General features: G+C 67.8%; 17 protein-coding genes. 3 read left to right on the forward strand and 14 right to left on the reverse strand.

What is annotated here, in order from left to right; all coding sequences use genetic code 11:
• Positions 1 to 18: 18 nt before the first annotated feature.
• The 7 genes from lepA to rpoE form a co-directional block, all read right to left on the reverse strand.
• Positions 19 to 1839, reverse strand: a complete 1821-nt coding sequence (gene lepA / locus AAG565_RS00585; RefSeq protein ID WP_348817586.1) for a translation elongation factor 4 — start codon at positions 1837 to 1839, stop codon at positions 19 to 21.
• A 68-nt stretch (positions 1840 to 1907) separates the two neighbouring features.
• Complete coding sequence (locus tag AAG565_RS00590; RefSeq protein ID WP_348817587.1) at positions 1908 to 2144, reverse strand: glutaredoxin family protein; 237 nt, start codon at positions 2142 to 2144, stop codon at positions 1908 to 1910.
• 7 nt (positions 2145 to 2151) lie between these two features.
• Complete coding sequence (locus AAG565_RS00595) at positions 2152 to 3594, reverse strand: DegQ family serine endoprotease (protein ID WP_348817588.1); 1443 nt, start codon at positions 3592 to 3594, stop codon at positions 2152 to 2154.
• A gap of 99 nt (positions 3595 to 3693) precedes the next feature.
• A complete protein-coding gene (locus AAG565_RS00600) occupies positions 3694 to 4167 on the reverse strand; it encodes a SoxR reducing system RseC family protein (RefSeq protein ID WP_348817589.1) in 474 nt (157 codons plus the stop codon).
• On the reverse strand, positions 4164 to 5201 hold the full coding sequence (locus tag AAG565_RS00605) for a MucB/RseB C-terminal domain-containing protein (RefSeq protein ID WP_348817590.1): 1038 nt from the start codon (positions 5199 to 5201) through the stop codon (positions 4164 to 4166). The genes AAG565_RS00600 and AAG565_RS00605 overlap by 4 nt, the downstream gene beginning before the upstream one ends.
• Entirely contained in the window at positions 5201 to 5839 is a 639-nt protein-coding gene (locus AAG565_RS00610) for a sigma-E factor negative regulatory protein (protein ID WP_348817591.1), read from the reverse strand. Before AAG565_RS00610 ends, AAG565_RS00605 begins: the two co-directional genes overlap by 1 nt.
• Before the next feature lie 71 nt (positions 5840 to 5910).
• Entirely contained in the window at positions 5911 to 6483 is a 573-nt protein-coding gene (gene rpoE, locus AAG565_RS00615) for an RNA polymerase sigma factor RpoE (RefSeq protein WP_348817592.1), read from the reverse strand.
• Positions 6484 to 6591: 108 nt separating this feature from the next.
• Here rpoE and nadB point away from each other — a divergent pair, with 108 nt between their 5' ends.
• On the forward strand, positions 6592 to 8202 hold the full coding sequence (nadB, locus tag AAG565_RS00620; protein WP_348817593.1) for an L-aspartate oxidase: 1611 nt from the start codon (positions 6592 to 6594) through the stop codon (positions 8200 to 8202).
• A 108-nt stretch (positions 8203 to 8310) separates the two neighbouring features.
• Entirely contained in the window at positions 8311 to 8910 is a 600-nt protein-coding gene (locus tag AAG565_RS00625; protein ID WP_348817594.1) for an OmpW family outer membrane protein, read from the forward strand.
• Positions 8911 to 9068: 158 nt separating this feature from the next.
• Here the strand turns inward: AAG565_RS00625 and AAG565_RS00630 are convergent, their stop codons facing one another.
• The 7 genes from AAG565_RS00630 to AAG565_RS00660 form a co-directional block, all read right to left on the reverse strand.
• Entirely contained in the window at positions 9069 to 9500 is a 432-nt protein-coding gene (locus AAG565_RS00630; RefSeq protein ID WP_348817595.1) for a protein YgfX, read from the reverse strand.
• Positions 9472 to 9756, reverse strand: a complete 285-nt coding sequence (locus AAG565_RS00635) for a succinate dehydrogenase assembly factor 2 (RefSeq protein ID WP_348817596.1) — start codon at positions 9754 to 9756, stop codon at positions 9472 to 9474. The genes AAG565_RS00630 and AAG565_RS00635 overlap by 29 nt, the downstream gene beginning before the upstream one ends.
• A gap of 40 nt (positions 9757 to 9796) precedes the next feature.
• Positions 9797 to 10582, reverse strand: a complete 786-nt coding sequence (locus AAG565_RS00640) for a succinate dehydrogenase iron-sulfur subunit (RefSeq protein ID WP_348817597.1) — start codon at positions 10580 to 10582, stop codon at positions 9797 to 9799.
• A 103-nt stretch (positions 10583 to 10685) separates the two neighbouring features.
• On the reverse strand, positions 10686 to 12479 hold the full coding sequence (gene sdhA / locus AAG565_RS00645) for a succinate dehydrogenase flavoprotein subunit (RefSeq protein ID WP_348817598.1): 1794 nt from the start codon (positions 12477 to 12479) through the stop codon (positions 10686 to 10688).
• 9 nt (positions 12480 to 12488) lie between these two features.
• A complete protein-coding gene (gene sdhD / locus AAG565_RS00650; protein WP_348817599.1) occupies positions 12489 to 12872 on the reverse strand; it encodes a succinate dehydrogenase, hydrophobic membrane anchor protein in 384 nt (127 codons plus the stop codon).
• 10 nt (positions 12873 to 12882) lie between these two features.
• On the reverse strand, positions 12883 to 13284 hold the full coding sequence (gene sdhC, locus AAG565_RS00655) for a succinate dehydrogenase, cytochrome b556 subunit (protein ID WP_348817600.1): 402 nt from the start codon (positions 13282 to 13284) through the stop codon (positions 12883 to 12885).
• Positions 13285 to 13328: 44 nt separating this feature from the next.
• A complete protein-coding gene (locus AAG565_RS00660; protein ID WP_348817601.1) occupies positions 13329 to 13499 on the reverse strand; it encodes a succinate dehydrogenase assembly factor 4 in 171 nt (56 codons plus the stop codon).
• Positions 13500 to 13571: 72 nt separating this feature from the next.
• On the opposite strand from AAG565_RS00660, the gene AAG565_RS00665 reads away from it, so the two are divergent.
• Complete coding sequence (locus tag AAG565_RS00665; protein ID WP_348817602.1) at positions 13572 to 14471, forward strand: folate-binding protein; 900 nt, start codon at positions 13572 to 13574, stop codon at positions 14469 to 14471.
• Positions 14472 to 14551 lie beyond the last annotated feature (80 nt).

Raw genomic sequence — 14551 nt, forward strand, 5'->3', positions numbered from 1 at the left:
CGTTACCCCGCCGGCGCATCACTTCTTGCGATCGACGCCGAGCACCGCGAGGAAGGCCTCCTGCGGGATCTCGACGTTGCCGACCGCCTTCATGCGCTTCTTGCCTTCCTTCTGCTTCTCCAGCAGCTTGCGCTTGCGGCTGACGTCGCCGCCGTAGCACTTCGCCAGAACATCCTTGCGCAGCGCCTTGACCGTCGTGCGCGCGATGATCTTCGAGCCGATCGCCGCCTGGATGGCGATGTCGAACATCTGCCGGTGGATCACTTCCTGCATGCGCTCGCACAGGTCGCGGCCGCGCGTGTACGCGGCGTCGCGGTGCACGATGCTGGCCAGCGCATCGACCCTGTCGCCGTTGACCAGCACGTCGAGCTTGACCAGGTCGGCGGCCTGGAAGCGCACGAACTCGTATTCGAAGGACGCGAAACCGCGCGACACGCTCTTGAGGCGGTCGAAGAAGTCGAGCACGACCTCGGCGAGCGGCATCTCGACTTCCATCTGCACCTGCGAGCCGAGATAGCGCAGGTTCTTCTGCACACCGCGCTTTTCCATGCACAGCTGCATCACCGTACCGACGTAGTCCGGCGGCATCAGGATGCGCGCATTGATGATCGGCTCGCGGATCTCGTCGATCGAGCCCGGCTCCGGCAGGTCGGAAGGATTGTCGATGCGCACGACCTCGCCGTCGGTCTTGAGGATCTCGTAGACCACCGATGGCGCGGTGGTGATCAGGTTGAGGTTGTATTCGCGCTCCAGCCGCTCCTGCACGATGTCCATGTGCAGCATGCCGAGGAAGCCGATGCGGAAGCCGAAGCCCAGCGCGGTGGAGTTCTCCGGCTCGAACTGCAGGGCCGAGTCGTTGAGCCGCAGTTTCTGCAGCGACTCGCGGAAGTCCTCGAAGTCGTCGGCATCGACCGGGAACATGCCGGCGAACACGCGCGGCTGCACCTGGCGGAATCCGGGGACCGGCGTGTCGCAGGGCCTTGCCGCGAGCGTCAGGGTGTCGCCGACCGGCGCACCGAATATGTCCTTGATGCCGGCGACGACGAAACCGACCTCGCCGCATTCCAGCTGCTCCTTGAACACGCGCTTGGGCGTGTGCACACCGAGCATGCCGACCTCGTAATCACGGCCGGTGGACATCACGCGGATCTTCTCGCCCTTCTTCAGCGAACCGTTGACGATGCGCACCAGCGAGACCACGCCCAGGTAGTTGTCGAACCAGGAATCGATGATCAGTGCCTGCAGGCGGCCCGCCGGGTCCCCCTTGGGCGCAGGCAGCTTGTGCACCACCGCTTCGAGCACTTCCGGCACGTTCAGCCCGGTCTTGGCCGAGATGCGCAGTGCATCGAGCGCCGGGATGCCGATGATCTGCTCGACCTCCTCGCAGACCCGCTCCGGCTCGGCGTTCTGCAGGTCGATCTTGTTGAGCACCGTCAGCACTTCGAGGTTCTGTTCGAGCGCGGTGTAGCAGTTCGCCACCGACTGTGCCTCGACGCCCTGCGAGGCATCGACGACCAGCAGCGCGCCCTCGCAGGCCGCCAGCGAGCGCGACACCTCGTAGGAGAAATCGACGTGTCCCGGCGTGTCGATCAGGTTGAACTGGTAGAGCTCGCCGTCCCTGGCGCGGTAGTGCAGCTGCACGGCCTGCGCCTTGATCGTGATGCCGCGCTCGCGCTCGATCGGATTGTTGTCGAGCACCTGCTGCGTCATCTCGCGCTGCTCGAGGCCGCCGGTGAGCTGGATGAAACGATCCGCCAGCGTCGATTTGCCGTGGTCGATGTGGGCAATGATGCAGAAGTTGCGGATGTGATCCTGACGCACGGCGGATAGTGCTTGCATTGAAAAGCGGCGCCAGGAACGGCGCCGCCGGGGACAGAAGCTGGAGCGAAGTGGCGAAGTATAGCGTCTTAGCCGCTCGCGGCACCGATCCGATCGGGATCGAAGTGCCCCTCGGCGACCACCTCGCCGCGCTCGTCGAGCAGCACCGGGATGCGCCGCCCGAAGCGCATGCGCCACTCGGCGCGCTCATCGACGCAGGCGTGTTCGATGCGCCAGGCGGCCGTGGCCGGGTGGGTACGCAAGGCCTCCTCGAAGGACTCGCACAGGTGGCAGCCGTCGCGGCCCAGCAGCAGATAGGTCTTCACCGTCGCGTCACTTCTCCGCGACCGGCGGCACGTCGAGCGCGAGAAACATCGGTGCGCCGCCGCGCTGGACCAGCACGGCGATGGTCTGCCCGGGCGTCAACCGCGCGGCCACCTCGTCGAAGCGCGCCGGGCTGTCCACCACCTGGCCGGCGAGCTGGATCAGGATATCGCCGCTGCGCACGCCGGCCCGTGCCGCCGGCCCCTCGCCGACCTCCGTGACGAGGACGCCGCCGCCGACGATCTGCGCCGCCCGGCGCTCGTCCGCGCTCAAGGCACGCACCCTCATGCCCAGGCGCCTCGCCGGCGGCTGCGCCGGCGTCGCCGTGGGCTGCTCGGCGCGCAGCGTGCCGACCTCCACCTTGAAGCGGATCTCCTTGCCGTCACGCATCACGTCCAGCGTCGCGATCTCGCCCGGATCGGTGATGCCGACCATGTGCGGCAAGCCCCTCGAACTGGGCAGCGGCTCGCCGTTGTAACGCAGGATCACGTCGCCCTCGCGCAGCCCGGCGCGCGCCGCCGGGCTGTCGGCCAGCACGCGCGCGATCAGCGCGCCTTCGGCCTTGGCCATGCCGAACTGCCGGGCGAGATCGCGATCGACCTCCTGGACAACCACGCCGAGCCAGCCACGCGTGACCACGCCGGTGTCGCGCAGCTGGCGGGCGACCTTGGCGGCGATGTCGATCGGGATCGCGAACGACACGCCCATGTAGCCGCCGGACTGCGAATAGATCTGCGAATTCACGCCCACCACTTCGCCGGCGAGATTGAACAGCGGCCCACCCGAGTTGCCCGGATTGATGGCGACGTCGGTCTGGATGAACGGCACGTACTGCTCGGTCACCAGGGCCCGCCCCTTGGCCGAGACGATGCCGGCGGTCACCGAATAGTCGAAACCGAACGGCGAGCCGATCGCCAGCACCCACTGCCCCGGCCGCAGCTTCAGCGATTGGCCGATCTTGACGACCGGCAGATCCTTGGCGTCGATGCGCAGCAGCGCCAGGTCGCTGGCCTCGTCGCTGCCGACCAGCTGGGCGTTGAACTGGCGCCGGTCGAGCAGGCGCACGATGACCTCGCGCGCACCGCGGATCACGTGGTAGTTGGTCAGGATGTAACCGTCGTCCCAGAGGATGAAGCCGGAGCCCAGGGACTGCTGGTCGGGGAAGAACTCGTCGCCATCGGCGGGCTCGTCCTCCTGCTGCTGCTCGAAGAACTTGCGGAACCATTCGGGCGCCTCGTCCAGCCCATCGGGCACCGACGGTTCCGCGCCCTCGGCCGGCGGCGTCTCGGCCGGCACCGTGCTGATGTTGACGACGGCCGGCGACACCTGCTCGACCAGATCCGCGAAATCGGGATAGGACGCCGAGGACGGCGGCGCGCTCCGGCCGCACGACGACAGCAGCGGCAGGAACGCGACGGCCAGGCACGGCAGCAAGCGGACGACGGACGGCATGTACGGCTCCAGCCGTGGATGCGGGCGGACAGAAGTGCCGCGAATTTCAATGGATTCGCGCCCGAATTTCAAACGGGGCGCCGGCCGGCGCCGGTGACCTCAGGCTTGTGCGGAACGTGCGCAGGCCGCGCCGGCGTGCGCGTCCCTGCGCAGCAGCACCGGCCGGTAGCGCGGCGATGTTTCCGCATCGCGGCTGGCCACGCGCGCGGCCGCGAACCCTCCGGCCAGGCCGGCCAGGCCGAAACCGGCGACGAGCAGGTCGTGTGCCTGCAGCACCAGATGGGCGAAGGCCCCCGCCGCGAACATGCCGGCCAGCGGGACCAGATAAACCCACAGCGATGCGCGCATCAGCGCCGCTTCGTCCACGCCGACGATGACCGCGTCGCCGCAGCGAAGATCCTGCAGAGACCCTTCGACCCGGACCTGTGGCCGACTGCGGCCGACCAGGCGCGCGAGCACGCCGCCGCCGCAGCCGCGGCCCTGCGCACAGCGCGGGCAGGACTCAGGCCCGAAGGCCCGGACCCAGATCCGGCCGTCGCAGACCCGCACGACGATCGCGCGCTCCTCGATCACGGCGCGGGGCGCTCGCCGTCCGCCGGCAGCGGGCCGATCAAGGGCTGCGGCGCGACTACCGCCTCGTCGGCCGGCAGGTTCTCGCCGATCATGCGCACCGTCTGCGGCGGCGCCTCGCCGACCACGGTGACATGGACCCGGCCGATCAGCCGTCCGAACGCGTGCACCGCGCCCATGCTCGACTGGCCCTGGAAGCCCTGCACCGGCACCTCGCGGCGGGCGCTGAAGACCGAGACCGCCGAAAGACCGTCACTCAACAGGACGTGCTCGACGATACCCTTGCCGTCGGCGGTCGGGCGCAGCTCGCGCATGGTCACACGGAACCCCGGGGGCAGCTTGCGGAACTGCCAGGGCAGCGGTCCGACGACCGGACCCGCCAGCGGTCCGGCCGCGGCCGGCACCGGCTCGGACGACGGCTCGGCCGCCGGGTCCAGACCGGACCGGAACGCCTGCGCCGGAATCGAGGGCGGGAACTCGACTTCGGTGAACTTCATCTGCTCGAGCAGCTGGCCATCGCGCGCGATCAGGTTGACCTGCAGCGGCACGTCGGTCTCGCTGTCCGCACAGATGTGGTAGCCGTAGCGGAAATCGTCGCGCGGCGTGATCGCCAGGCCCCGGCAGCTGCGGCCCGCGACGCGGGCCGAACCGAGCTCCTGGAACTCGTACACCTGGGCGATTTGCGCGACGCGCTCGGCGCTCAGTTCCGGGAACAATCCCTTCGGCGTGGTGCGGTCCACGGTCACGCGCCGGTCCTTGGGCAACAGGCAGATCACCCGGCCGTCGCGCTTGAGCACCTCGCGCGGCGTGCCGTCGAGCGCCTGCACGCGCTCCATCTCCACGCCATCCTCGAAGCCGTGAATGACGCGCAGTGTTTCCAGACGGTCCTGGGTGCGATAGACGATCACACCCTGGTAATTCGCACTGCGCGCGGCCTCGCTCATGCGCACCAGCAGGTCCGCCGGTTCCGCCCCCAGTGCCGGCGCACAAGCCGCGGCACCGATCAGGCAACCCCAGGCCAGACGCACCAGGCGCATCAGCGCGGCTCCCCGGACAGCTCGGCGGACACCGGCATCGCCGCCGGTTCGCTGACGCTGTGCGCGGCGAAGCGCGCATAGGACAGGGTCGCACCCATGCCGCGGTTGGCCAGCGTGTTGCTGTGCTCGATCAGGTAGTCGCGCAGTTCGTCCGGAATCGTGCCGCGCCGCGCCTGCGCGGCGGCGTCGCTGTCCAGCGCGACCGACAACAGCTCGCGCGGGCGCCGCTGGGCGGGCGGCAGGGAGACCTCGCCGGCAACCTGCGGCACGCCCAGAAAACTGGGCGATCCGCCAGACTCGGCGGGACGCAGGTTGAGGCTGACGGCAATCGCCGCGACCGAGGCAGCGGCGGCGAGCCCGGCCAGCGGCTTCCAGTAGGTCCGCGCCCGCGGCCGCACCAGCGGCGTGACGCGGCCAGTGACCGACGCCGGCCGCTCGTCGAGTCGCGCCATGACCCCGGTACACAGGTCGGCCGCAGGCCTGCGGATGCGGACGCCTTCCAGCACATCGCGCGCCATGCACAAGCGGGTCCAGCTGGCCTTGAGTTCGTCGGAACGATCGAGCTCGTCGAGGATGCGGTCCAGCTCGCTGGCGGTACATTCGCCGTCGAGCAGCGCGGAAAGCGAGTCTTTAGCCATCGGGACACCTTGCGGCAGGCGATAAAAGCAGAACCACGAGAGCGTCAAAAAGTTCCATCTGCGTTCCGTCGTCAGTCGAGCAGGGGGCGCAGCGCGGTATCTATGGCCTCGCGGGCGCGGAAGATCCGCGAGCGCACGGTACCGATCGGACAATCCATCGCCTCGGCGATCTCCTCGTAGGACAGCCCGTCCAGCTCGCGCAGCGTGATGGCCTTGCGCAGATCCGGCGGCAAGGTCTGGATCGTGTGCTCCACCCTGTGCCGGATCTCCTCGCTCAACAGCTGGGCTTCCGGCGTGGCAACGTCGCTTAGATGTTCGGTGTGGCCGTAAAGTTCGGCATCGGCGATGTCGATGTCCTGCTCCGCCGGGCGCCTGCCGCGCGAAACGAGGTGGTTCTTCGCCGTGTTGATGCCGATGCGATACACCCACGTGTAGAACGCCGACTGACCGCGAAAGCCGGGCAGCGCGCGCCATGCGCGCACGAAGGTTTCCTGGGCGACGTCGGGCGCGTCGGCCTCGCCGACGAGACGGCCGACCAGCTGGATGATCTTGTGCTGGTACTTGCGCACCAACAGTTCGAAGGCGCGCTGATCGCCGGCCTGGGCGCGGAGCACCAGCTGTTCATCGATCGAGTTGTCGGGCATCTGGAGCGACCACGCTGAAGCGTGACGGCACGGTTACACTTGGAAAATGAGCCGGCGACAAGGCCGGCCCGGCAATCAGGACATTCTAGCAATACCGTGACCCGCGACATGAATCCCCCGAGCGCATCGAGCACCGACGTGCTGCTGATCGGCAGCGGCGCGGCCGGCCTGTCCTGCGCGCTGCGGCTCGCGCAGGCCGGCATCGCGGTCACGCTGGTGTCCAAGGGCGCGCTGAGCAGCGGCAGCACGCTATGGGCGCAGGGCGGTATCTCGGCGGTGCTCGATGCCGGCGATTCGGTGGAGAGCCATGTACACGACACCCTCGTCGCCGGCGCCGGCCTGTGCGACGAACGGGCCGTGCGCCACGCCGTCGAGCGCGGGCCGGACTGCGTGCGCTGGCTGATCGGTCAGGGCGTCGAGTTCACGCGTGACGAGGATGATCCGGTGGGCAACGGCCTGCACCTGACCCGCGAAGGCGGCCACAGTCATCGCCGCGTGGTCCATGCCGCCGACGCCACCGGCCGCGCCGTGGAAACGACGCTGTCCGGACTCGCCGCCACGCATCCGCGCATCCGCGTGCTGGAGGACCGGCTCGCCGTCGATCTGATCGTCGATCGCGCCGCCAACCGCGTCGTCGGCGCCTACCTGCTCGACGTCCATCATGGGGGTGTGCAGGCGCTGGCGGCGCGCGCCGTCGTGCTGGCCACCGGCGGCGCCAACCAGGTCTATCTGTACTCCAGCAACCCGCACGGCGCCTCCGGTGATGGCATCGCAATGGCCTGGCGCGCCGGCTGCCGCATCGCCAACATGGAGTTCATGCAGTTCCACCCGACCTGCCTGTATCACCCCGAGGCGCGCAATTTCCTGATCAGCGAGGCCTTGCGCGGCGAAGGCGCGGTGCTGCGCCTGCCCGACGGCGACGGACGGCCCGGCGAGCGTTTCATGCCGCGCTTCGACGAGCGCGGCGAACTGGCGCCGCGCGATGTCGTGGCGCGCGCGATCGACTACGAGATGAAGCGGCTGGGCCTCAAGCACGTTTTGCTCGACATCACGCACAAGCCGGCCGAGTTCATTCGCAGCCACTTCCCGAGCATCCACGCGCGCTGCCTGGAGCTGGGCATCGACATCACGCGCGAGCCGATCCCGGTGGTGCCGTCGGCGCACTTCACCTGCGGCGGCGTGTTGACCGATCTCGCCGCGCGCACCGACGTCGATGGCCTGTACGCGATCGGCGAGGTCGCCTGCACCGGCCTGCATGGCGCCAACCGCCTCGCGTCGAACTCCCTGCTCGAATGCCTGGTGTTCGCCGAGGCCGCGGCCAACGACCTGATCGAGACGCTGCCGGGGCGCCCGCCGCCGGGTCCGCTCGCTGCGTGGGACGAAAGCCGTGTGCGCGATTCCGACGAGGACGTCGTCGTTGCGCACAACTGGCTGGAGCTGCGCACCTTCATGTGGGACTACGTCGGCATCGTGCGCACGACCAAGCGCCTCGAACGCGCGCTGCACCGCATCGAGCTGCTCAAGCAGGAGATCCAGGACTATTACGGCAACTATCGCATCAGCGCCGACCTGATCGAACTGCGCAACCTGGTCACCGTGGCCGATCTGATCGTGCGCTCGGCGATGAGCCGGCGTGAGAGCCGCGGCCTGCATTACACGCTGGACTATCCGAATCTGCTGCCCGAGGCCCGGCCGACCGTGCTGCCCGGCCGCGGCTGATTTCGTATCCGGCCGTCATCGCATTGACGCGGATCAGTTCTGGCCCTCGGGCCGGCTCCGATCATCTGCGTCCGATATCGAGCGATATCGTGATCGGAGAAGCAGCACATGAAACGTACAGGATCCACCCTCGCCGCTCTGGCTGCCGCCGCTGTGTTGGGCACCGGCTCAGCCTTCGCCGCCGACAGCCCACTGCTGGTGCGCGTCGGCGCCCACAACGTCGATCCCAAGTCGGACAACACCGACATCGGCGTCAGCGTCGATAGCAGGCTCGGGCCGACCTTCAACATCGACTGGTACTTCACGCCACACCTGGCGCTCGACATCCTCGCGGCCCTGCCGTTCAAGCATGACCTGACGGCCAACGGCGACAAGATCGGCTCGGCCACGCACCTGCCGCCGACGGTGTCGCTGCAGTACCACTTCGCGCCGGGCGGCCGCATCGACCCGTATGTCGCGCTGGGCGTCAATTACACGATGTTCTGGGACACCAAGCTCGACGACGGCACGGCGCTGGATCTGGACAATTCCTTCGGCCTGGCCGGCCAGATCGGCGTCGATTTCGCCGTCGCGCCGAAATGGGTGGTTGGCGCCGATCTGCGCTACATCGACATCGACACGGACGCCGACATCGGCAACGGCGCCGTCAAGACCACCGTCGAGATCGATCCACTGGTTTACGGCATCAACGTCGGTTACCGATTCTGACCACCGCACCGAGCGCCTGACAGGGCGCGCAAGCGCCCGTCAACTGGGGAACGGCGCAAGCCGTTCCCCCTCTTTTTGTGCATCCTGCACGAGCCCGGGCCATCCGTGGCCCGGACTTTCAAAACAAGGGGTTTCTGCGATCTGCGCGGACGCGCCGGCTACTCTGCGGACAAGCGTGCGCGCAAACGCCGCAGCAGTTCCGGCGGCAGTTCGTCGCCGAGCAGCGCGCGCGCCGTGGAAGCGCCATCCTGGAGCCGGAATCGCAGGACGAGCAGCGCCGGATGCACGATCGAATCGGGCATCAGTTCGGCCTGGGCTTGTGCCCCATCCGCGCGGTGCAGGGTCCATCCACCCTCGGCGTGCCAGACCATGCGCGTCCATGCCCGCGGTCCGAACCCCAGTGCCCGATGACGCCGCACCCAGACCCACGACCCGGCGAGCCCGAGCACACAGGCCAGCATCGGCAACATCGGCGGCTGCGCGGCCAGCAGCAACGCGAAACCGATCAGATGCAGCACGAATGCCCAGCGCAGCGCGCGCATCGATGGGCGCGGACTCAGATCAACGGTGGATACGAAGCTGTTCGACAATGGCGAGGTATTCGTCGGGCGGCGTTTCGTAGCCCATGACCCAGGCCCAGATGTCCGGATCCTCGGCCAGCGTGATCAGGCGCAGGAACTCCGCTTTCTCTGCCGCCGGCGCCGCGTGGAAACGCGCCGCGTAGTAGCGCTCCATCAGCACGTCGAGTTCCTTCATGCCGCGGCGCAACAGCCAGCGCAGGCGCCCGTCGGCTGCTGGCGGAGTGTCCGGTTGCGACGTTCCAGTCTGCGGAGTGGAAGACTCCATGCACGGCCCCGCCGTCACGGGAAACGGGACACCACGGTGCTCAGACCGTTCTCTCGACGATCATCTGCTTGATGCCGGCGATGGCCTTGGCCGGATTCAGCCCCTTGGGGCAGGTCTTCGCGCAGTTCATGATCGTGTGGCAGCGGTACAGCTTGAACGGGTCTTCCAGCGCGTCGAGGCGCTCGCCGGTGGCCTCGTCGCGCGAATCGACCAGCCAGCGGTAGGCCTGCAGCAGGATCGCCGGACCGAGGTAGCGGTCGGAATTCCACCAGTAGCTCGGGCACGAGGTCGAGCAGCAGGCGCAGAGGATGCATTCGTAGAGGCCGTCGAGCTTGGCACGGTCCTCTTCCGACTGCAGGCGCTCGCGCGTCGGCGCCGGCGAGTCGGTCTTCAGCCACGGCTCGATCGACGCCAGCTGCGCGTAGAAGTGCGTCATGTCCGGCACCAGGTCCTTGACCACCGGCATGTGCGGCAGCGGATAGACCTTGGCGTCGCCCTTGATCTCGTCGCAGGGCTTGATGCAGGCGAGCGTGTTGGTGCCATCGATGTTCATCGCGCACGAACCGCAGATGCCCTCGCGGCACGAACGGCGGAAGGTCAGCGTCGGATCGACTTCGTTCTTGATCTTGATCAGCGCGTCGAGGACCATCGGCCCGCACGCCGCCATGTCCACTTCGTAGGTATCGACGCGCGGATTGGCGCCGGTCTCCGGATCGTAGCGGTAGATCTTGAAGGTCTTGACGTCCTTCGCCCCCGCCGGTGCCTGGAAGGTCTTGCCGGCGGACTTGTCGATCTTCGAGTTCTGCGGAAGGGTGAACTGAGCCATCTTGGTTTACTCCGTAAACCCGTGATCCGTGATCCGTGATCCGCGATTCGGCGCAGCTGAGCTTCTACGAATCACCAATCACCAATCACCAATCACGGCAGTATCAATATTTGCGGGCGACCGGCGGGATGTGCTCGACCTCGTTGTCGAGCGGCTGCATGTGCACCGGCCGGAAGTCGATCTTCACGTCCGTCGGCGACGTGCGCCAGGCCACCGTGTGCTTGAGCCAGTTCTGGTCGTCGCGCTCCTTGATGTCGTCGCGGGCATGCGCGCCGCGCGATTCCTTGCGGTTCTCGGCGCCGACGATGGTCAGCAGCGCCTGGCCGAGCAGGTTGTCGAGTTCCAGCGTCTCGGCGAGATCCGAGTTCCAGATCATCGAACGGTCGGACACGGCCAGATCCTGCTCGAAGTTCTCGATGATCCCCTTGAGCTTGACGATGCCTTCCTGCATCAGCGACCCCTCGCGGAACACTGCGCAATGCTTCTGCATGGTCTTCTGCATGTCGAGCCGGATCTTCGCCGTCGCCGTGCCACCCTTGGCGTTGCGGAACTTGTCGAGACGCGCCAGCGCACGGTCTTCCGAGGCATTGGAGATCTTCTTGTGCGGCTGGTTCGGCTTGACCAGCCTGGCGGCCTGGATCGCCGCGGCACGGCCGAACACGACGAGGTCGAGCAGCGAGTTCGAGCCCAGGCGGTTGGCACCGTGCACCGACACGCAGGCTGCCTCGCCCACCGCCATCAGGCCCGGCACGACGGAATCCGGGTTGCCGTTCTTGAGGGTCACGACTTCGCCGGTGTACAGCGTCGGGATGCCGCCCATGTTGTAATGCACCGTCGGCACCACCGGGATCGGCTCCTTGGTGACATCGACGCCGGCGAAGATCTTCGCCGACTCGGAGATGCCCGGCAGGCGCGCGTGCAGCACTTCGGGCCCCAGATGTTCGAGGTGCAGATGGATGTGATCGGCTTCCTCGCCGACGCCGCGACCTTCGCGGATCTCGGTGGCCATCGCACGCGACACCATGTCGCGCGGCGCCAGATCCTTCACGCTCGGCGCGTAGCGCTCCATGAAACGCTCGCCGTTCCTGTTGGTGAGGTAGCCGCCCTCGCCACGTGCGCCCTCGGTGATCAGACAGCCGGCACCGTAGATGCCGGTCGGGTGGAACTGCACGAATTCGAGATCCTGCAGCGGCAGGCCGGCGCGCAGTACCATGCCGGCGCCGTCGCCCGTGCAGGTGTGCGCGCCGGTGCACGAGAAATAGGCGCGGCCATAGCCGCCAGTGGCGAGAATCACCATGTGCGCGCGGAAGCGGTGCAGCTGTCCGGTCGCAAGATCCCACGCAAGCACGCCCTTGATCGAGCCGTCATCGTCGGTCAGCAGGTCGAGCGCGAAGTACTCGATGAAGAACTGCGCCTTGCACTTGAGCGACTGCTGGTAGAGCGTGTGCAGCATCGCGTGGCCGGTGCGGTCGGCGGCCGCGCAGGTGCGCTGCGCCGGCGGGCCCTTGCCGAACTCGGTGGTCATGCCGCCGAACGGGCGCTGGTAGATCTTGCCTTCCGGCGTGCGCGAAAAGGGCACGCCATAGTGCTCCAGTTCGATGACTGCGTTCATCGCCTCGCGCGTCATGTACTGGATCGCGTCCTGGTCGCCGAGCCAGTCGGAGCCCTTGACCGTGTCGTAGAAATGCCAGCGCCAGTCGTCGCGGCCCATGTTGCCGAGCGCCGCCGAGATGCCACCCTGCGCGGCTACCGTGTGCGAGCGCGTCGGGAACAGCTTGGTGATGTTCGCGGTCTTGAGCCCGGCCTCGGCCAGGCCCAGCGTCGCGCGCAGGCCGGCGCCGCCGGCGCCGACCACGATCGCGTCGTATTCGTGATGAACGATGTCGTAAGCAGCCATGATTATTCCTTAGGCCAGTGCGATCTTGAGCACGGCGAAGATGCCCGCGGCGGCGACCACCACGTGCGCGAACTTGGACAGCAGCAGCGCGGCGAGCTTGCGCCCCTCGCTGCCGACGTAATCCTCGATGACCACCTGCACGCCGAGCATCGAGTGATACAGGGCGGTGCCGATGAACAGCACCAGCACGACGGCGACCGACGGCGCCGCCACCCAGTGGCGCACCGCGTGGTAATCGGTCTGGCCGGTGGCCAGCATCGCCACCGAGAACGTGAACCACAGCGCCAGTGGGATCAGCGCGACCGCGCTGACGCGCTGCACCCAGAAATGATGGACGCCCTGCTTGGCCGAACCGAGGCCGCGGGCGCGGGACAGGGGAGAACGCAGGCTCATCGGGATCTCCTCATGCGTAGCAGGCGATGGCCCAGGCCGCAGCCGTGAGCGTCAGCGAAACCACGACCACGGCGTAGCCGGAACGCTCGGCGGTCTTCAGTTCGAAGCCACGGCCGATGTCCCAGAACAGGTGGCGGATGCCGTTGCACAGGTGATACATCAGCGCCCACGACCAGCCGAACAGCAGTACCTGGCCGTACCAGGCCGTCAGCTGCGCGCTGTACGCCGCATACCACTGCGGCCCGCCGGCGAGCGCGACCAGCCAGCCGGTCAGCAGCAGCGTGCCCAGGCTCAGCCCGATGCCGGTGATGCGGTGCGCAAACGACAGCAGGGAGGTCCACTGGAAACGGTAATACTGCCCCAGCATGAACGGCGATAGCGGACGACTGCCCGCCGATGGTTTTGTACTCATTCCGGCTCCCCAGAGCGGCTGATCGGGATGTGATTTCTCAAAGGCTAGAAGTCGATGCAGCGGCCGTTCTTCTCCCAGTCGCCGTAACGTGTCGGCTCCGGCCCATCGGTGCGGCCGCCAATTTCCCGCACCGGCTTCTGCTGTTGTTCGAGGAATTCGGCCAGAGGAAGGGCGTCGCGAGCCGTCGCCGGCTCGGTGGGCTGGGATGCGGACATCTGCGGTATGGACACGGGATAATGCGGCCTGTCTAGCCGCCATAGTGTCGCAAATCCGCACGGTCCTGAGCAATGAACGACCTCACCGCCGTCGATCTGTCCGAACACGCCTTCATCCGCGTCCAGGGTGCCGAGGCCCTGGACTTCCTCCAGGGACAGCTGAGCAGCGATCTGCGCCTGCTGACCGCCGAGCGCGCACAGATCAGCAGCTACAACAGCCCGAAGGGCCGCATGCTCGCGGTGCTGCACCTGTTGCGCAACGATGGCGAGATCCTGATCGAGCTCCACACCGCGGTGGCCGCGAGCGTGCTCCAGCGCCTGCGCATGTTCGTGCTGCGCGCGAAGCTGTCGCTGGAACGGGCCACGGAGCTCCGCGCGATCGGTCTGGTCGGCGAATCCGCGGCGCGGTCGCTGGCCGCGGCCGGCCTGCCGGTTCCGGGCCAGCCGCTGGACTGCGCCCACGACCCGCAGCGTCGGCTGATCGTCATGCGTCGCATCGGCGCATCACCGCGCTACAGCCTGATCGGACCGCAGCCCGCACTCGCGCCCCTGGCCGAGCGCTGGTCGCCGCTGCGCGAGCACTCGGCCTGGCGCCGCGCCGACATCGAAGCCGGCGTACCGGTGATCTACCCGCAGACCAGCGATCACTTCGTCCCGCAGATGGCCAATCTCGACCGTCTCGGCGGCATCAGTTTCGACAAGGGCTGCTACACCGGCCAGGAGATCGTCGCGCGCGTGCATTACCTGGGCCAGCTCAAGCGGCGCCTGTTCGTCTGTCGTGTCGATGGCGCGGCGCCGTCGCCGGCCGAGAGTGTCGTCTCGGGCCATCCCGCGGCGGCTGCAGGCGAAATCGTCGATGCGGTCGAAACCGGCGACGGTGGCGCGCTGGCCACCGCCGTGCTGCAGCTCGGCGCCGTGGAGTCGGCCGATCTGCGGCTAACCGATGGCCGCGCGCTGCACCTCCAGCGCTGAGAACCAGCGCACGCGCGGACGCAGCTTCGGGATTACACTGCCATCGTTCGATGTGCGCCCGGGCGCTGCGCCGCACCGCC

This window comes from Fontimonas sp. SYSU GA230001, assembly GCF_040066175.1.
In the GTDB taxonomy this organism is placed as follows: domain Bacteria; phylum Pseudomonadota; class Gammaproteobacteria; order Nevskiales; family Nevskiaceae; genus Solimonas.